Source organism: Arthrobacter sp. RCC_34 (assembly GCF_041360795.1).
Taxonomy (GTDB): Bacteria; Actinomycetota; Actinomycetes; order Actinomycetales; family Micrococcaceae; genus Arthrobacter_E.
The window spans coordinates 1,083,570-1,100,342 of record NZ_JBFUPW010000001.1 but is presented as its reverse complement, the minus strand read 5'-3'; the positions used below and the strand labels follow the sequence as shown (position 1 = coordinate 1,100,342).

The following is a 16,773-nucleotide window of genomic DNA, read 5'->3' as shown; positions in this document are numbered from 1 at the left end:
CATGAACACCATCACCTCCCCCGAGCAGCAGCCGATCGAGGCCGGACCGTACGCCAACGCCGGGCTCGCGATCATGACGACCCTGAGCAACTACGGCATCGACACGATCTTCGGCATCCCCGGCACCCACAATCTCGAGTTCTACCGCCACCTCGCGCCGCTGGGGATCCACCCCGTGACCAGCCGTCACGAACAGGGCGCCGGGTACGCCGCGGACGGCTGGGCTCAGCAGACGGGACTGCCCGGCGTCGTCATCACGACGTCCGGCCCGGGTCTGCTCAACGCCCTCTCCGCCGCCGGGACGGCCTATTGCGAATCCCGCCCCCTCCTCCTGCTCTCCCCCGGCCCGGCACTGGGTGACGAATTCGCGGACCGCGGAGCGCTGCACGAGACCAAGGACTCGACGGCGGCCGCCGGAGCGATCGTCGAGTGGAGCCTCCGCGCCACCTCCGCCGAGGAGGCCGTGGAGGCCATTCACCGGGCCTTCGCGCTGTTCCGCGGCACCCGTCCGCGCCCGGTCCACCTCGAAGTGCCCCTGGACGTCCTGGAAGGCCCCGCTGCGCTGAGCAGTCGGCTTCTCGCCGCACGCCCCGCGCCGGCCCCCGCCCCCGCGGACGACGACGCCGTCGCCACCGCCGCGCGACTGCTCGCCGGGGCGGCCCGCCCGGTCCTCCTGGCCGGCGGCGGCTCGCTGCCGGGCCGTGGCGCTCTGCGCGCCTTGGCGGAATCCCTGCCGGCCCCCGTGGTCACGACCCTGAACGGGAAGGGCGCTCTCCCTGAATCCCATCCGCTCTCCCTCGGCTCCGACATCCGTCTTCCCGCGGCGCAGGCGCTGTGCAATGACGCCGATGTCCTGCTCGTTGTTGGCTCCAAGGTGGGCGAGGCCGAACTCTGGGGTGGCGAGGTGGCGCCCCGTGGCACGGTGATCCGGGTGGACATCCTGGAACGCCAGATGGACACGAACCTGAGCGCGGACGTCCGGCTGGTGGGGCACAGCGCGGCAGTGCTCCCGCAGTTGCTCGAGGCGGTGCGGAGCGCGCTCTCTGAGGCGGCGACCGCCCCTCCCACGGGCCACGAGCCGCGCGGCTCCGGGCTCACGGCCCGGCTCAGCGCCCTCCGCACCGAGCTGAAGGACGCCGGCCGGGCGATGGCCCCGGATCTCGCCGCCCTGGCCTCCGAGATTCAGGCCGCGGTCCCGGCGGACACGATCATCGCCGGCGACTCCTCACAGATCACCTACTTCGGCACGTCCACCTTCATCCCCCAGGACGAACCGCACTCGTTCCTCTACACCCCCGCCTACGCCACGCTCGGCTACGGGTTGCCTGCTGCGATCGGGGCCAAGGTCGGCGCTCCGGACCGGCCCGTGGTGGCGGTCGTGGGCGACGGCGCGCTGATGTTCGCGGTGCAGGAGTTCGCCACGGCGGTGGAGCAGGGCCTGGACCTCGTGGTGGTGTGCGTCGACAACGGCGGCTACGCCGAGATCAAGCAGAACGAGGCGGACCGCGGGATCCCCCCGGTGGGCGTCGAACTGCGCCAGCCGGACTGGGCGGCGCTCGCCACGGCCTTCGGCGGACACGGCGTGTCGGTGAGGGCCGCGGCGGAGGTGCGGCCCGCCGTCGAGCAGGCACTCGCCTCAGGAGGCGTGCAACTCGTCCATGTGCCGCTCGGGGTCTTCAGCGACGCTCGCGAGGACGGCGAGTCGCCGGACGACGCACAGGGCTGAGCGACGGGTCACGGGGCAGTGCCGCCCCGGGACCCACGCTGCCGCAGCGGAACCTACTGCGGAGCCATCCTGAGAGCGCCGTCCATGCGGATCGTCTCGCCGTTGAGGTAGTCGTGCTCGACGATCATCGTCACCAACCGGGCGTACTCCTCGGGGCGGCAGAGCCGCTGCGGGAAGGGCACGCTCGCGGCGAGGCCCGCCCGGTACTCCTCGCTCACCGTGGCGAGCATGGGTGTGTCGACGATCCCCGGAGCGATGGTGCAGACCCGGATCCCGTGCCGTGCCAGATCGCGCGCGGCCGGCAGGGTCATGCCCACGACGCCGGCCTTCGACGCCGAGTACGCCACCTGGCCGATCTGGCCTTCGTAAGCGGCGACGGAGGCGGTGTTGATGATGACGCCGCGCTGGCCATCGTCGTCCGCGGCCGTGGCAGCGATGGCTTCCGAGGCATAGGCGAGGACGGTGAAGGTCCCGAGGAGGTTGACGTTGAGGACCGTGGCGAACAGCTGGGGGTCGTGGACGCCGTTCCTGCCAAGGATCCGGCGGCTCGGGGCGATCCCCGCGCAGTTCACCACGGTGCGGAGCGGCAGCTCCGCGCCGGCCTGCTCGACGGCGGCCTGGACCTGAGCCGCGTCGGTCACGTCGGCGGGGATGAAGGTCACGCCGTCGGGCGCCGAAGCGTGCTCCAGCTGCTGCGGGAGGTCCAGGGCGAAGACGCGGGCCCCACGCTCCACGAGGGCGGCCGCCGTGGCCGCTCCGAGGCCGGAGGCCCCTCCGGTGACGAGGGCTGCTGTGGCGGTGAGTTCCATGGACCCGGCTCCTTGAGTGGAAAGCTTGCGTGGAAAACGGGACCCCGGACGGTTCGTGCCGATCCGCGGGACCCGAGCTGACGTGGGACGGCTTCGTGAGCGTCCTCACAGGACACTTGGCAGGCTAGCAACAGTCCTGCTCCGGGGCCAGAGCAGCCCGTCCGGGACCTTCCCGGCGTCGCCCTTGGGAATAAATCATCTGGAACTATAGTATTTACTCATCAGACCTTGTGGCCGGAGTCACAGACCCCTCGCGGGCGACGTTTTCCGGCCCCACGCAATCCTTCGCATTCAGGGGGCGCGCGGGGATAGGCTCGTGAGGCACGGCGTCCGCAAGACGGGCAGGGGCTAGCCGAACCGCGTCTGCCAGTGGAAAATGAATGCGTGTAGAAAATTAGGTCCGGTTCCCACCGGACCTCGTAGCTGAAGCGAAAAGGACACGTTCAATGGCGACGACCACAAAACAGGGCTACCGGGTCACGAACCCTGCCACCGGCGAGGTCGTGGAGGAGTTCCCCTTCTCCACCGATGCTGAGGTGCAGGATGCGCTGACCAAGGCCCAGACCGCCTACGAGGACTGGGGATCGCGGACCATCGAGGAGCGCGCCGCCGTCGTGCAGCGCGCGGCCGAACTGTTCGAAGAGCGCAAGGAGGAGCTCGCCCGCATCGCCGCCACGGAGATGGGCAAGCCGTTCCACGAAGGTGTCGAGGAAGCCGAGTTCTCCAGCGCGATCGTCGGTTACTACGCCGAGCACGGCCCCGCCTTCGTCGCGGATCAGGAGGTCCCGACCCTCGCCGATGGCAAGGCCGTCATCCAGCGCCTGCCGATCGGCCCGCTGCTGGGCATCATGCCGTGGAACTTCCCGTACTACCAGGTGGCACGCTTCGCCGGCCCGAACCTCGTGCTCGGCAACACCGTGCTTCTGAAGCACGCCGAATCCTGCCCGCGTTCCGCGCTGGCGATCGAGCAGATCTTCCGCGATGCCGGCGTCCCCGAGGGGGCCTACGTCAACGTGTTCGCCACGCACGAGCAGATCTCCACGATCATCGAGGACCCGCGCATCCAGGGCGTCTCCCTGACCGGTTCAGAGCGTGCCGGCGCCATCATCGGCGCCCAGGCCGGCAAGGCCCTCAAGAAGGCCGTGCTGGAACTCGGCGGTTCCGACCCGTACGTGATCCTGGATTCCGATGACATCAAGGAAGCCGCCGCCACCGCGTGGGGCACCCGCATCTACAACACGGGCCAGGCCTGCAACTCCAACAAGCGCATGATCGTCATGGAGGACATCTTCGACGACTTCGTGTCCGAGCTGACCGAGCTGGCCAAGGCCGTCAGCCCGGCCAACCCGCTGGAGCCGGGCGAGAACTCCTACGGCCCCATGTCCTCGCGCCGTGCGGCCGAGGACCTCGACGCCCAGGTGCAGGACGCCGTCGCCAAGGGCGCGACCCTGCACGCGGGTGGTGTCCTGGCCGAGGGTGACAGCGCGTACTACTCCCCCGCCGTCCTCACGGGCGTCACCCCGGACATGCGCGCCTTCCAGGAGGAGCTGTTCGGCCCCGTGGCCGTGGTCTACAAGGTCACGAGCGATGACGAGGCTCTCGAGCTGGCCAACAACACCCCGTTCGGCCTCGGCGGCGCCGTGTTCGCCAAGGACGAAGACCGTGCCCGTCAGATCGCGGACAAGCTCCAGGTGGGCATGGCCAACGTCAACACCCCCGCCGGCGAAGGCGCCGAGCTGCCGTTCGGCGGCGTCAAGCGCTCCGGTTTCGGCCGCGAGCTGGGCCCGCTGGGCATGGACGAGTTCGTGAACAAGCGCCTGTACTTCGTGGCCAACTGATCACGTCGATCCCGGTTCAGGGGCGGTGCACCGGTTCGCCGGTGCACCGCCCCTGTCATTTCACGGCGGCCCCTCCCCGGGGGCTCCACGGAGTTGTACGATCAAGCCACGAGGGGGCGCATCATGGCGGCTTATTCCACGGCTGGGAGACCGATGGGAACAGCCGGCCTCCATCAGGACGCCGGGGGCCGACATCTTGACTTCTCTGCCACCGTGCCACGGGAGCTCGTCCACAAGACCTCATTGTCGGAGGTCCTGCTGACGGAGATTCAGCGGCTGGACGAGAATCACTTCGTCGTGGGCGCTCAATGGCCCCGCTGGCACGTGTTCTACCGCGGCCCCGGCGGTCGCCCTGATTCCATGCTCCTCGCGGAGACTCTGCGGCAGTCGGTGATCCTGCTCGCCCACAGCAGCGGGGTCCCCCTGGACCGCAAGTTCCTCATGCCCCACCTGGTTTTGGAGGTCTCGCCTTTCGACCGTGACCCCCAACGGCCCACCGAAGTGACCGTCGGCCTGGATGTGGTCCGGTCCCAGGAGCGCGCCGGCATGTTCACCTCGCTGGAGGTCTCGGCGCGCTTCATGTCCGGAAACCTCAGGATCGGAACCGGCTCGGCCGCCGCACGGATCCTGGACGCGCGAACCTACCAGCGTTTCCGGTCCCAAGTCTCACCCGAGCCGCCGGGTCCACGGCCCGCCCGCGCCCTCGATGCCGCACAGGTGGGGCACGGGGACGGCCGGCATGTGCTGCTGGGAGCCTCCCAGGAGCCGTCCAGCTGGCCCTTGGTGGTCGACATCGCCCACCCCGTGTTCTTCGACCATCCTCTCGATCACGTCCCGGGAATGCTCCTGGTGGAGGCCGCACGCCAGGCGATCCGTGTGGCGGAGGGACGGCCCGACGTCGATCTGGAGAGTTTCGCCGCAGAGTTCAACCACATCGTGGAGCTCTGGTATCAGGCGGCCGTGAACGTCGTGATCCTCGAGGCTGGAACCGCCCACGTCGAGATCACGGCGGGTGATACCACCTTGATGTCGTTCAGAGGCCTCTATGCCTGAGGGGCGAACAGCTCGTGAGTGTCCCATCGCCGGAGATCCGTGGCGATGGCCGGCAGCATGAAGGCCCACATCTGACGGATCCTCTCCATGACGTCCGCGCGTCCCGTCAAGACGTTGGAGACCATCTGCACCCCGGTGAAGGACGCCACGAGGTACCGCGCGAAATCAGCCGCGTCGACATCGTCGCGGATATCGCCCTCAGCCTGGGCCTGGGACGCCAGAAAAGCCATGGTGTCGATCCAGTCCTGATATGGCCCGGTGACGTCGGCGTCGAAGGCGGAGGCTTCGAAGGTGAGGCGGATGCCGGCCCTGACCACGACGTCGTCGAGCAACTGCTGACCGAACACGCGGCAGAGTTCGATGATGGTGGGCAGCGCCTTCTGCCCGAGGGCGGTGACTTTGTCCCCCGCGTCACGCGACCGAGTGTGCTGAGCCTCGATCACCGCGAGGGCGATCTCCTCCTTCGACTTGAAATGGAAATACAACGCGCCTTTGGTGACCTCCGACTGCGTGGAGATCTCGCTGAGGCTGGCGTTGCCGTATCCAGCGCTTTCAAAAACCTTTGAAGCACCTTCGATGACGGAACTCCGGGTTTCGATGGCCCGCTGCTGCATTGCGGAGGAGGACCTTTCGTCGTGGGGTCAGGAGGAATACTTGTCTCTATGAAAGACCCAACCGCCGGGGCGGGCAAGACGGCGCACCGGGATGTGGATGGTCCGACGGCGATCCTCCTGGTGGGTTCCACGGGCTTCATCGGAAGCCGGATCGCGGCTTCGCTCCTGGGCGCCGAGGGCGTTCGGCTCACCGTACTGTCACGGAATCCGTCAGAGAGTCCCCTCGCCTCACACGCTATCACCGTCCCCGGCGACCTCAGAGACCCTCACAGCCTCGCGAAGGCGCTCGGCGGCGTCGACGTGGTGATCCATGCCGCCTCGTACGTCGGGGCGGATCCACGGCTGGCGGACGAGATCAATCGTCAGGGCACGGCGAACTTTCTGACGGAATGCCGCCGACACGGTGTCGACCGCTTCGTATACCTCAGCACCACGAGCGTGTACGGCAGCGGTCCGCACCACGGCATCACCGAAATGGACCGCACCTATTCCCCACAGTCTCCGGTCAGCGCCGCGCGAGCGGAAGCCGACCGCATGGTTCTTCACAGCGGCGGCACCGTCATCAGGCCGAATCTGGTTTTCGGCGCCGGCGACCAATGGTTCATTCCAGGCCTGGTGAAAATGCTCCGGACCAGGGTTTGGCCGGGCGATGGGTCGGCATTGTTATCGCTCATCGGAGTGAGAGAACTGGGAGAAATGGCTGCTCGCCTCGCCCTTTCACCGAAACATCATGGACGGGCCTTCCACGCTGTCGGATCGCGACCGGTCACGGCAGCGGAATTGCTGACGAAGGTCTCCGCCGAACTGCGCCTCCCCGCCCCGGCGTTCGGGCCCGAGGACGTGGGACGCGACGCCCTGACGAAGGCCGGATTCACCGCTCATCAAGTGGACCTGGTCACGCGGGACCACTGGTATTCGGGGGCCGGGCTTCGCGACGTCACGGGGTGGAATTCAGAGGCCGATCCCTTGCCGGATGCCGCCGATTGGGCCTGGTACCGGACGAAGATCACCGGGAGATAACAATACGATCATATGGTGCAAAACCGGCTGAACGGTTTGTTTACTTCCTGGTCCAGGAATAGACTAAGAGCGTTGATACCACCAACCGAGCTCGGTTGATCTGTCAGCGAAGCTGGATTGGGGGGAGGTGCGGTCACTGGCCGCACCTCTTGCTTTAAGGGATGTTTCCGGGGTTTGCTGTACCCGCCCACCACTCCCGGCCGGCACCATGAGGAGCGCTCCATGACCGTCGTCTTCAGCAGAGACCCCTGGATGCCGACCGCCATCCGAGAGGGCGGAGCTCTCAGCCTCCGCATCGTAGGTGGAGCCGATGCCAACCATGACCCTCGCGAGTTCAGCATTCCCCTCACCGAGCCCCAGCTCGAGGTCATCCAGCACGACCTGGAACGTCACCTCCTGCTCTGGAGCGCGTTCCTGCCGCTCTGTTACGACGCCGGGATCAAAGGCCCGCTCAAGACTCCTGCGGCAATGGCCCTCCTCGACCCGATCCTGTTCGGGACGCCTCAGGAGATCGACGCGCTGTTCCGTCGCATCCCGTGGGACAAACGACAGCTCGTCGCCCAGGGCGCCGACATCCCACCGCTGGAGCGCGGCAAGGTCAAGGACGCCGTCCGCACCGCCACGCAATACTCCGACTGGAACCGCATGTGGGAGTACGACGCCGATCAGCGGCGGGCCGCGCGAGGTGTCCGTCTCGGTCCGCTCGACGCGGCGCTGCTGAAGTACACCGGACGCTATGCGCAGGGAGGGAAGACACCCGCGCGCCACTCCTCCGCCGTCGAGCCCGAACTCCTGCCGCAGGTCCTCGAAGTCATCGCTGTCGCCGAGCGCGCGACTTCCGGCATGCCGATGTCACCGGGCTGGGACGGCGGAGAGCAGGGCGAACAACGACGGCGTGAGTGGAACCGCATCAAGGAGTCGGCCCAATCGGCGGTCAGGTCCGCCTACCCCGATCTCGTCGACGATGCGGTGGAGACGGTCAGCTTCCTGGTGTGCAGCGAGGCCCATGACTTCGCCGACGCTCTGGCCGAGGCCGACGAACAGGACTGACCGTGGCGCCTCAGCTGTCGCTTCGGGGCCGGACCAGGCAGAAGGGGTGTCCGACGGGATCTGCGTAGACGCGGAACCCCGGGTGGTCCTCAGACCCCTCCAGAAGGGTCGCGCCAGCGGCGAGAACCGCCGCTTCGCCCTCCTCGAAGTCCTCCACGCGCACGTCCAGGTGAAGCTGCTGAGCGGGATCTCCAGAGGTCCAGTCCGGTGCGTGGAACTTCTCGGTCCGCTGCAGGTCCAGGGACGGCAGGCCCGGACCCAGGTCCAGCGAGATCCACTCCTCGTCCTCATAAGTCCTCGACGCGCCCAGCAGCGCTTCGTAGAAGGGGGCGAGGACGCGAGGGTCAGGGCAGTCGATGACGATTCCACTCAGGCTTCCGATCATGCCTTCAGTCTTCGCGGGCAGGACCGCCTGCGCAAGACCCCTTGTGCCGCAAGCGTCGTGCGCCGCAGAGGCCGACCCCGGAAACGCCGAAGGGCCGGTCTCTCGACCGGCCCTTCATCTGTGGAGGTAAGGGGATTCGAACCCCTGACCTTCTGCATGCCATGCAGACGCGCTACCAACTGCGCCATACCCCCGTATTCACTTGTCCACCCCGCCGATCAAGCCTGCTTTCCCGGCCGGGGCAACTCATCCAGTGTAGACCATCAGCCGGATGAGCAGCAAATCAGCGGGCCGTTCAGGCGCTGGCTTCGTCCTCATCGCTCGCGGCGGCGGAGTGCTCCGGAAGTTCGAGATCCACCACGGGGCAATCCTGCCAGAGGCGTTCCAGCGCATAGAAGACGCGCTCTTCGCCGTGCTGGACATGGACGATCACATCGGAGAAGTCCAGGAGGATCCACCGACCGGCCGCGCGGCCTTCCTGACGGAGGATCTTGCGGCCGCTGGCGATCAGCTGCTCCTCGATCTCGTCGGCGATGGACTTGACCTGCCGTTCGGAAGCGGCGGAGGCGATGACGAAGATGTCGGAGAACGGCATGCGCTCACTGACGTCCAGAGCCAGGATCTCCTCGGCCTGCTTGTCATCAGCTGCCTTGCCGATCAGTCGGGCCGTTTCAATCGCGGAAGAGCTAGCGCTCACAGGTCTCCTTTGTCACACACAGTTGCCGCTGGACGGATGCCAGCATCATTCAATTCTAATCCCTGCGGTCAGCGGCCACCGGCGGAGATGGCCAGGATCACACCGACCACCAGCGCCACGCCGCCCAGCGCCAGCACACCCCAGTACAACAGCCGCAGCCGCGTGGCGACATGCACGCCGGCCGTGCCTACGTCCAGCGGGTCCAGACCATGTGCGTCCCGCGCGGCGACCGGACGCGATTCCACGGCCACAGCGCCAGGCGCAGCCTGCGGCGCGGCCGCAGGCTTGACGGGTGTCTGCCGGGCCGCATCGCGCGGCGCGGGCGCGGGCTCCGCCACCGTCACGGGCGCGGCCACCGGAACCGTCGGGGTGAAGACCTTGCCGAGATTCTGCGTCTCCGGCGCCGGACCATCGGCCGCAGGAACGACGACGCCGGCCGCCTCCCCCTCAGTCTCTCCGGCGCTGGCGAGGGCCTCCGCCTGAGCCAGCAGCTGTGCGCGGCGTCCGGGCTTGCGCCCCTTGCCGCCCTTCTTCCCGTGGTTCGCCGAACCCGGCACGGGGGCCTCCGGCTGAGCTGCCGCCGTCGTCGCCCTCGTCTCCGGCTCGACGGACTCCGAACCCGGTGCGGGCACACGCTGCACCTGGACCGTCTCAGGCGCAATTTCCTCGCCCGGCCCGGGCGCGGTCGGGGCGGCCGCCGGCTTCTGCGGCTTGCGGGGCGGCACCGGGATCTGGACCTGAGTGGTCGGAGCCTTGATGACGGGGTGGGCCACACCGGGCACCTCGACCGTCTCCTCCCGGGACACGGCCCCGAGATTGTGGGCGGTGGCCGGAGCGAAGGAAGGCTTGGGTCCGGCTTTGGCGTTCTCCGCCTCCCGGGCGAGCTCTTCCTTGCGCTGCGCGCGCTGGTTGAGGATCGCGGCGCGTTCCGCCATGGCGATCTGCTCGGCCAGGACGTCCTGGTCCACCTCGCCGGGAGCCGCGCCGGGGTTCTCGGCGAGCTTCGCGAAGTACTCCTGGGCCTGGGCGGTGAACCGCTCACGCTCCGCCAGCGCCTCCTCGAGGCTCATGTCCTCGGGAAGGGGCTCCCCCGCGCTCTTCGGGACGACTCGCACCGCTCCAGTGCCGGGGACTGGGCCGAGGCTGACGCCCATAGCGGGGCGCCCTGTGCCTTCATCGCCCGAACCGCTCTGTCCAGGCCCGGCGCCGTCGGACGGGGGCATCGGCACCACGGGCCGTTGCCTCGTCTCGAGGGCCAGTTCCTGGAGCCGTCGCTGCCTGCGGGTGGGCGTGCCACCGCTGAGCTGTTCTTCCTTCTCCGCGAGATCCTTGATGGCCCGGAGCGCGGCGCGGTCCCGCGCCCGCAGCTGCGAGCTGCGTTCCGTACGTACCGGCTCGGCGTCGATCGGACCTTCGGCGACGCGGCGCGTGCGGCCCGTGGGAGGGGCGGTCTGCCCGCTTGCCGCGGGAGTCCGAACTGGCTTGTCGGCGTTGTCGGCCGCGGGCGCGACTGAGCCGCCTCCCGTGGGCTCGTCCTGCTGAGCGTCAGGAGTCGGCGAGTCCGCAGCGGTGGTCTGCACCGTTGCCCGCTCGCGCGCCTCACGCAGTTCTCGTCGTGTGCGGAAAGGCTGCTCTTCCTGACTCATCAGTTAATCATCCAGTTCCGTTCAATGGTGCGGGGTGCCCGCGAAAGGCCCGCCCCGCCGTTCAAGTGTTCAGCGTCCCCGTGAAGGAACGGACGGCAGCACGTCAGGGTTCCCCGGGACAGAAGATGCCGCATCGCGTTCGTACAGGCCGTACTTGGCAATGTACTGCACAACACCGTCCGGCACGAGGTACCACACCGGATTTCCCTCGGCCACGCGGGCGCGGCAATCCGTGGAGGAGATCGCCATGGCCGGCACCTCCAGGAGGCTGACATCCTCACGGCCCAGGGCGTCGAGTTCGTGCCCGGGCCGGGTGACGCCCACGAAGTGAGCCAGCTTCCAGAGTTCCTCGGAGTCCTTCCAGGAGACGATCTGGGCCATGGCATCGGCACCCGTGATGAAGAACAGGTCGGAGCCCGGACGCAGACGGTGGAGATCCCGGAGCGTGTCGATCGTGTAGGTGGGACCTGCACGGTCGATGTCGACACGGCTGACGGTGAAGCGCGGATTCGAGGCCGTGGCGATCACCGTCATGAGATAACGGTGTTCGGCCGGGCTGACCTTCTTCTTGGCTTTCTGCCAGGGCTCGCCGGTGGGGACGAAGACCACTTCGTCCAAATGGAACTTGGCGGCCACCTCACTGGCGGCCACCAAGTGCCCATGGTGGATCGGATCAAAGGTGCCACCCATCACCCCGAGGCGGTGACGGCGCGGCTCCTGGGTGCCGCTGGGAATGTCAGTGTCCCTGGTGGCTGTGATCGTGCTTGTTGGTGTGCTGACGGTGCGGATCAGCGTGTTCCTCGACGGCGTCGTGACGGTTGCCCAGATTGCTGTAGGACACGGTGATGAAGAGAAGCGTCAGCAGGATCGCCATCATCACGCCGCCCACCACGAACGGCGGGGCGATCAGCGGAGCGAGCTCTTCGTGGCCGCCCTCGGCGGCTGCCTGGATTACAGTGGTGGCCAGCTGAGCCAACATGGTGTTCCCTTCACAGTGCTTCTTCCCGGATCACTCCGGGGGCGACCAGCGACGCTGCCGCCGTGACGTTGTTCAATCCTACCCGCACTCAGGCGCGGGTCTGCCCTTCGCCCTGGACGATCCACTTGGTGGTGGTCAGCTCCCCCAGGCCCATCGGCCCGCGGGCGTGGAGCTTCTGCGTGGAGATGCCCACCTCGGCGCCCAGCCCGAACTCGCCGCCGTCCGTGAAACGGGTCGAGGCGTTCACGATCACCGCTGCGGAATCGATCTCCGCGATGAACTTCTCCGCATTGCGCAGATCGTTCGTCAGGATCGCTTCCGTGTGGCCCGTGCTCCAGGTGCGGATGTGCTCCAGCGCCTCGTCGAGGGTGTCCACCATCGCCACCGCGAGGTCGAGGTCCATGTACTCCGTGCCCCAGTCCTCGTCCGTGGCGGCCGAGACGTCCTCGCCCGGAGGCAGCAGCGCCGCGACCCGCCCGTCGACGTGGAGCCGCACGCCGGCGTCGCGCAGGGCACGTGCCACGGCGGGAAGCACGGTCGAGTGCGAGTGCACCAGGAGGGTCTCCACGGTGTTGCAGACGCTCGGACGCTGAGTCTTGGCGTTGAGGAGGATCTCGACGGCCATGTCCTCGGAGGCGGACTCGTCGATGTAGATGTGCACATTGCCTTCGCCCGTCTCGATGACGGGAACGGCGGAGTTCTGCACCACGGTCTGGATCAGCTCACGGCCGCCGCGCGGGATGAGGACGTCCACACGCCCACGCGCCCGCATGAGCACGTTGGCGCCGTCACGGCCGTAGGCGTCGATGGTCTGAATGGCGTCCGCGGGCAGACCGACGGAGTCCAGGGCGTCCCTCAGGACTTCCACGAGTGCCTCGTTGGTGCTGGCGGCAGCCGAGCCGCCACGGAGGATCACGGCGTTCCCGGCTTTGAGCGCGAGCCCGGCGATGTCCACGGTCACGTTGGGGCGGGCTTCGTAGATGGCCGCCACCACGCCCATGGGCACGTTGACCTGGCGCAGGCGCAGGCCGTTCGGCAGGGTCTGGCCGCGGACCACGGTCCCCACGGGATCGGGCTGGGAGGCGAGGTTCTCCAGCGCGTCGGCGAGGCCCTGGATGCGCGCGGGAGTCAGGCTCAGGCGGTCCAGCATCGCCTTGGACGTGCCGTTGCCCCGGCCGCGCTCCACATCCTGGGCGTTCGCGGCGAGGATGCGTGGCTCGTGGTCCAGAAGCGCTGCGGCGATCGCTCGCAGCGCTTCGTCCTTCCGTGCCCGGGTGGCACGGGCGATCCGGCGGGACGCGGTGCGTGCCCGGTCGGCGATCGCGTGGACCGCGGCTTCGACGCCGTGCAGCTGCGCGTCGTCGAGGCCGGTGGAAAGAGCGGTGTCAGTCATGCGACAAGTTTAGGCCAGTGTCCGCCTCAGAGGACGACCAGGTCGTCAACATGAACCACTTCGCGTTCATATTCGTGGCCCAGCTCGCGCGCCAGCTCCTTGGTGGACCGCCCGAGCATCCGAGGCAGCTCCTCCACGGAGTAATTCACGAGCCCGCGAGCCACCACGGTTCCGGCGGGATCGACCAGGTCCACCGGGTCGCCGGCCTCGAATTCACCGCGCACGGCGGTGATCCCCGCCGGCAGCAGCGAGCGGTGGTTCCGCGTCACGGCCCGCACCGCGCCGTCGTCGAGCACGATCTCACCGCGTGCGGTAGCCAGATGCGCCAGCCAGAGCAGACGGATGGGTTTCCTGTCGCCCTGGACGGAGAACCACGTCCCCACGTCCTCGCCCTGCAGGGCGGCCTGGGCGTTGGCCGTGGACGTCACGAGCGCGGGGATGCCGGACCCGGCCGCGATGCTCGCGGCCTGCACCTTAGTGGCCATGCCCCCGGTGCCGACGCCCGCCTTGCCGGCGCTCCCGACCACGACGCCGGCGAGGTCCTCCGGGCCGCGCACCTCGGCGATGCGGCGCGCACCGTCCTTCGGCGGACCGTCATATACGGAGTCGACGTCGGAGAGGAGCAGCAGAGCATCGGCCCGCACGAGGTGGGCCACCAGCGCGGCGAGACGATCATTGTCGCCGAAGCGGATCTCGTGGGTGGCCACGGTGTCGTTCTCATTGACGATCGGCACCACGCCGAGATTCAGCAGCCGGTCCAGAGCCCGGAAGGCATTGGCATGCTGCGTGCGGCGGACCAGGTCCTCCGCCGTGAGCAGCACCTGGCTGACGGTGATGCCGTGCACCGAGAACGCCTGGGTGTAGCGCGACATGAGCCGTCCCTGTCCGACGCTCGCGGCGGCCTGCTGGGTGGCGAGATCGCGCGGACGGCGCGCCAGGCCCAGGGGGGCCAGGCCCGCGGCGATGGCGCCCGAGGACACGAGGATGACCTCGGTGCCGCCGTTGCGGCGCTCCGCCAGGGCCTCCACGAGGGCGAGCACCGATTCCTCGGAGATCCCGCCCTGAATGCTGGTCAGCGAGGACGAGCCCACCTTGACCACCACGCGCTTGGCGTCACGCAGGACGGCGCGGCCCTCCTGCGTGAGCGGTGCGAGGCTCATGCCTCGTCCTCGTCACCCAGGCCTTCGGCGGAGAGGATGTCACGTTCGACGGCGGCGGCCTTGTCCTGCCGGCGCCCCTGTGAGGACTCGGTCCAGATGCCGGCCTTGCGCTCCGCTTCCAGCTCGGCTCGGGCGGCGGCCTTGGCGTCGCGGCGTTCCTGCTGCTCCTCACGCTTCTGGGCGCGCGTGGGACGCGAGCTCGTCTCGGCGTCGGCGATACGGATGTCCGTGCCACGCGGCGACGCGAGCAGTTCCGCGCCGGCGGCCATGGTCGGCTCCCAGTCGAACACGACACCGCTGTCGTCGCCGATCACCACGGTGTCACCGGGCTTGGCGCCCATCTTGAACAGTTCCGTCTCCACGCCGAGCTTGGCCAGGCGGTCCGCGAGGTAGCCGATGGCCTCCTCGTTCTCGAAGTCGGTCTGCTTGACCCAGCGTTCGGGCTTCTCGCCACGGACGCGGAACAGCGGCTCCAGATTGCGTTCCTCGCGGCGGATGACGAAGCCGGTCTCATTGACCGCGCGGGGCCGGAGGACGGTCAGGGCCACCACGGGCGCCGCGACGGCGAGCCGATCGCGAGCCTCCTGGACCAGCTCAGCCATCGCGAAGCCGAGGGTCCGGAGGCCCTCGTGGCTCGTGGCGGACACCTCGAAGACGCGGTAGCCGCGGGCCTCCAGGTCGGGACGCACGAATTCGGCCATGTCCTTGCCGTCGGGCAGGTCGACCTTGTTCAGCGCGACGATGCGGGGACGCTCGTTGAGCGGGATGACCTCTCCGTCGCCGTACGCCATGTCCACGGCGTAACGCTCGAGTTCCCGCTCGATGATGTCCAGATCGCTCAGCGGATCACGGTCCGACTCCAAGGAGCCGCAGTCCAGCACGTGCACGATGGCGGCACAGCGCTCCACGTGACGGAGGAAGTTGTGGCCGAGGCCCTTGCCCTCGCTCGCGCCCTCGATCAGACCAGGCACATCGGCGATGGTGAACCGGACATCGCCGGCCTGTACGACGCCGAGGTTCGGGACCAGGGTGGTGAACGGGTAGTCCGCGATCTTCGGGCGCGCTGCGGACATGGCGGCGATGAGGCTCGACTTGCCTGCGGACGGGAACCCGACCAGCGCGACGTCGGCGATCGACTTCAGCTCCAGGACGATGTCCCGCTGCTCCCCCTCGATGCCGAGGAGGGCGAAGCCGGGCGCCTTGCGGCGCTGCGAAGCGAGCGAGGAGTTGCCCAGGCCGCCGATGCCACCGGCTGCGGCGATGAACTCGGTGCCGGGCTCCACGAGGTCGGCCAGCACGGCGCCGTCGCGGTCCTTGACGACCGTGCCCTCGGGGACGGAGAGCACGAGGGTTTCGCCGGCCTTGCCGCCGCGCCAGTCGCCCATGCCGGGTCCGCCATTGCCCGCATGGCGGTGCGGCGAGTGGTGGTACTCGAGGAGAGTGGTGACCTGCGGATCGACCCGGAGCACCACGTCTCCGCCATTGCCGCCGTTGCCGCCGTCGGGACCACCCAGTGGCTTGAACTTCTCCCGATGGACGGAGACACAACCGTGTCCCCCATTGCCGCCGGAGACGTGCAGGACCACACGGTCCACAAAGCTCGCCACTGGTTCTCCTTTGTTCTGCTGTCGAAGATCCGCGTCGACGCGCGGCTTCCACAATGATTCTATGGTCCCGGCCAGAGCCTGGTCGGGATGTTAAACGCCGATGGGGCGGGCCTCAGGCCCGCCCCATCGAAAGTGTGCGACTGATCACTCAGCGGCTGCGGCCACCACGTTGACAACGCGGCGTCCACGGCGGGTGCCGAACTCGACAGCACCGGGCGTCAGGGCGAACAGGGTGTCGTCCTTGCCACGGCCAACACCGTTGCCGGGGTGGAAGTGGGTGCCACGCTGACGGACCAGGATCTCACCAGCGGAGACGACCTGACCACCGAAGCGCTTCACACCGAGGTACTGAGCGTTCGAATCGCGACCGTTGCGAGTGGAACTCGCGCCCTTCTTATGTGCCATGCCTTATGCCTGCCTTCTAGGTAGAAGTAATCCCGTGAAGGGTCTTACTTGATGCCGGTGATCTTGACGCGGGTCAGTTCCTGACGGTGACCCTGACGCTTCTTGTAACCGGTCTTGTTCTTGTACTTCTGGATGACGATCTTCTTGCCGCGCAGGTCTTCCAGGATCTCGGCAGTGACCTTGACCTTGGCCAGATCGGCAGCCTTCGTGGTGAGCTTGTCACCATCCACCAGCAGGAGGGCAGGCAGCTCGATGGTGCCACCCACTTCACCGGCGACGCGGTTCAGGGTTACGAAGTCTCCAACCGAGACCTTTTCTTGACGGCCGCCGGCGCGGACAATCGCGTACACCACTTGGGAACTCACTTCTCTCGACGATTCTTACTAAGTTT

General features: G+C 68.1%; 17 protein-coding genes and 1 tRNA gene. 5 read left to right on the top strand and 13 right to left on the bottom strand.

Annotation, left to right across the window (positions count from 1 at the left end; translation table 11 throughout):
* The first annotated feature begins 1 nt into the window (after position 1).
* A complete protein-coding gene (locus AB6732_RS05185) occupies positions 2-1,726 on the top strand; it encodes a thiamine pyrophosphate-binding protein (RefSeq protein WP_370958882.1) in 1,725 nt (574 codons plus the stop codon).
* Between the two features lie 53 nt (positions 1,727-1,779).
* Here the strand turns inward: AB6732_RS05185 and AB6732_RS05180 are convergent, their stop codons facing one another.
* The gene (locus tag AB6732_RS05180; RefSeq protein ID WP_370958880.1) at positions 1,780-2,535 is read right to left on the bottom strand and encodes an SDR family NAD(P)-dependent oxidoreductase; all 756 of its coding nucleotides are present in this window, start codon (positions 2,533-2,535) and stop codon (positions 1,780-1,782) included.
* Positions 2,536-2,981: 446 nt separating this feature from the next.
* Here AB6732_RS05180 and AB6732_RS05175 point away from each other — a divergent pair, with 446 nt between their 5' ends.
* Both AB6732_RS05175 and AB6732_RS05170 read left to right on the top strand, forming a co-directional pair.
* A complete protein-coding gene (locus tag AB6732_RS05175) occupies positions 2,982-4,373 on the top strand; it encodes an NAD-dependent succinate-semialdehyde dehydrogenase (protein WP_370958878.1) in 1,392 nt (463 codons plus the stop codon).
* 213 nt (positions 4,374-4,586) lie between these two features.
* Complete coding sequence (locus AB6732_RS05170) at positions 4,587-5,426, top strand: ScbA/BarX family gamma-butyrolactone biosynthesis protein (protein WP_370958876.1); 840 nt, start codon at positions 4,587-4,589, stop codon at positions 5,424-5,426.
* On the opposite strand, the gene AB6732_RS05165 is transcribed toward AB6732_RS05170, so the two are convergent.
* Positions 5,417-6,040, bottom strand: a complete 624-nt coding sequence (locus AB6732_RS05165; protein ID WP_370958874.1) for a ScbR family autoregulator-binding transcription factor — start codon at positions 6,038-6,040, stop codon at positions 5,417-5,419. The genes AB6732_RS05170 and AB6732_RS05165 overlap by 10 nt on opposite strands.
* A gap of 48 nt (positions 6,041-6,088) precedes the next feature.
* On the opposite strand from AB6732_RS05165, the gene AB6732_RS05160 reads away from it, so the two are divergent.
* Together AB6732_RS05160 and AB6732_RS05155 are read left to right on the top strand one after the other, a co-directional pair.
* Positions 6,089-7,060 carry an NAD-dependent epimerase/dehydratase family protein gene (locus tag AB6732_RS05160; protein ID WP_370958872.1) on the top strand — a complete coding sequence of 324 codons (972 nt, stop codon included), beginning with the start codon at positions 6,089-6,091 and terminating at the stop codon, positions 7,058-7,060.
* 222 nt (positions 7,061-7,282) lie between these two features.
* Positions 7,283-8,110, top strand: a complete 828-nt coding sequence (locus AB6732_RS05155; protein ID WP_370958870.1) for a DUF6357 family protein — start codon at positions 7,283-7,285, stop codon at positions 8,108-8,110.
* Between the two features lie 10 nt (positions 8,111-8,120).
* On the opposite strand, the gene AB6732_RS05150 is transcribed toward AB6732_RS05155, so the two are convergent.
* The 11 genes from AB6732_RS05150 to rplU form a co-directional block, all read right to left on the bottom strand.
* Positions 8,121-8,495 (bottom strand): VOC family protein, encoded by a 375-nt coding sequence (locus AB6732_RS05150; protein ID WP_370958868.1) that lies wholly within the window; start codon positions 8,493-8,495, stop codon positions 8,121-8,123.
* A gap of 121 nt (positions 8,496-8,616) precedes the next feature.
* A tRNA-Ala gene (locus tag AB6732_RS05145) sits at positions 8,617-8,689 on the bottom strand.
* Positions 8,690-8,790: 101 nt separating this feature from the next.
* The gene (gene rsfS, locus AB6732_RS05140) at positions 8,791-9,192 is read right to left on the bottom strand and encodes a ribosome silencing factor (protein WP_370958866.1); all 402 of its coding nucleotides are present in this window, start codon (positions 9,190-9,192) and stop codon (positions 8,791-8,793) included.
* Positions 9,193-9,260: 68 nt separating this feature from the next.
* A complete protein-coding gene (locus AB6732_RS05135) occupies positions 9,261-10,838 on the bottom strand; it encodes a hypothetical protein (protein ID WP_370958864.1) in 1,578 nt (525 codons plus the stop codon).
* 69 nt (positions 10,839-10,907) lie between these two features.
* A complete protein-coding gene (gene nadD / locus AB6732_RS05130) occupies positions 10,908-11,573 on the bottom strand; it encodes a nicotinate-nucleotide adenylyltransferase (RefSeq protein WP_370959598.1) in 666 nt (221 codons plus the stop codon).
* Between the two features lies 1 nt (position 11,574).
* Positions 11,575-11,817: a hypothetical protein gene (locus AB6732_RS05125; protein WP_370958862.1), complete on the bottom strand. Its 243-nt coding sequence runs from the start codon at positions 11,815-11,817 to the stop codon at positions 11,575-11,577.
* Between the two features lie 88 nt (positions 11,818-11,905).
* Complete coding sequence (locus AB6732_RS05120) at positions 11,906-13,210, bottom strand: glutamate-5-semialdehyde dehydrogenase (RefSeq protein ID WP_370958860.1); 1,305 nt, start codon at positions 13,208-13,210, stop codon at positions 11,906-11,908.
* 26 nt (positions 13,211-13,236) lie between these two features.
* Positions 13,237-14,370 carry a glutamate 5-kinase gene (gene proB, locus AB6732_RS05115; protein WP_370958858.1) on the bottom strand — a complete coding sequence of 378 codons (1,134 nt, stop codon included), beginning with the start codon at positions 14,368-14,370 and terminating at the stop codon, positions 13,237-13,239.
* A complete protein-coding gene (gene obgE, locus AB6732_RS05110) occupies positions 14,367-15,977 on the bottom strand; it encodes a GTPase ObgE (protein ID WP_370958856.1) in 1,611 nt (536 codons plus the stop codon). Before obgE ends, proB begins: the two co-directional genes overlap by 4 nt.
* A gap of 144 nt (positions 15,978-16,121) precedes the next feature.
* Positions 16,122-16,382, bottom strand: coding sequence for a 50S ribosomal protein L27 (gene rpmA / locus AB6732_RS05105; RefSeq protein ID WP_066210496.1), 261 nt, complete (start codon positions 16,380-16,382; stop codon positions 16,122-16,124).
* Between the two features lie 44 nt (positions 16,383-16,426).
* Positions 16,427-16,735 carry a 50S ribosomal protein L21 gene (gene rplU / locus AB6732_RS05100; protein WP_066210498.1) on the bottom strand — a complete coding sequence of 103 codons (309 nt, stop codon included), beginning with the start codon at positions 16,733-16,735 and terminating at the stop codon, positions 16,427-16,429.
* Positions 16,736-16,773 lie beyond the last annotated feature (38 nt).

What these genes read in the sequence shown, in the direction of transcription:
- AB6732_RS05150 (WP_370958868.1), bottom strand. Translation starts at nt 8,495, where the DNA reads ATGATCGGAAGCCTGAGTGGAATCGTCATCGACTGCCCTGACCCTCGC.
- AB6732_RS05120 (WP_370958860.1), bottom strand. Translation starts at nt 13,210, where the DNA reads ATGACTGACACCGCTCTTTCCACCGGCCTCGACGACGCGCAGCTGCAC.
- AB6732_RS05180 (WP_370958880.1), bottom strand. Translation starts at nt 2,535, where the DNA reads ATGGAACTCACCGCCACAGCAGCCCTCGTCACCGGAGGGGCCTCCGGC.
- rpmA (WP_066210496.1), bottom strand. Translation starts at nt 16,382, where the DNA reads ATGGCACATAAGAAGGGCGCGAGTTCCACTCGCAACGGTCGCGATTCG.
- AB6732_RS05175 (WP_370958878.1), top strand. Translation starts at nt 2,982, where the DNA reads ATGGCGACGACCACAAAACAGGGCTACCGGGTCACGAACCCTGCCACC.
- proB (WP_370958858.1), bottom strand. Translation starts at nt 14,370, where the DNA reads ATGAGCCTCGCACCGCTCACGCAGGAGGGCCGCGCCGTCCTGCGTGAC.
- AB6732_RS05165 (WP_370958874.1), bottom strand. Translation starts at nt 6,040, where the DNA reads ATGCAGCAGCGGGCCATCGAAACCCGGAGTTCCGTCATCGAAGGTGCT.
- AB6732_RS05155 (WP_370958870.1), top strand. Translation starts at nt 7,283, where the DNA reads ATGACCGTCGTCTTCAGCAGAGACCCCTGGATGCCGACCGCCATCCGA.
- AB6732_RS05135 (WP_370958864.1), bottom strand. Translation starts at nt 10,838, where the DNA reads ATGAGTCAGGAAGAGCAGCCTTTCCGCACACGACGAGAACTGCGTGAG.
- AB6732_RS05125 (WP_370958862.1), bottom strand. Translation starts at nt 11,817, where the DNA reads ATGTTGGCTCAGCTGGCCACCACTGTAATCCAGGCAGCCGCCGAGGGC.
- AB6732_RS05160 (WP_370958872.1), top strand. Translation starts at nt 6,089, where the DNA reads ATGAAAGACCCAACCGCCGGGGCGGGCAAGACGGCGCACCGGGATGTG.
- AB6732_RS05185 (WP_370958882.1), top strand. Translation starts at nt 2, where the DNA reads ATGAACACCATCACCTCCCCCGAGCAGCAGCCGATCGAGGCCGGACCG.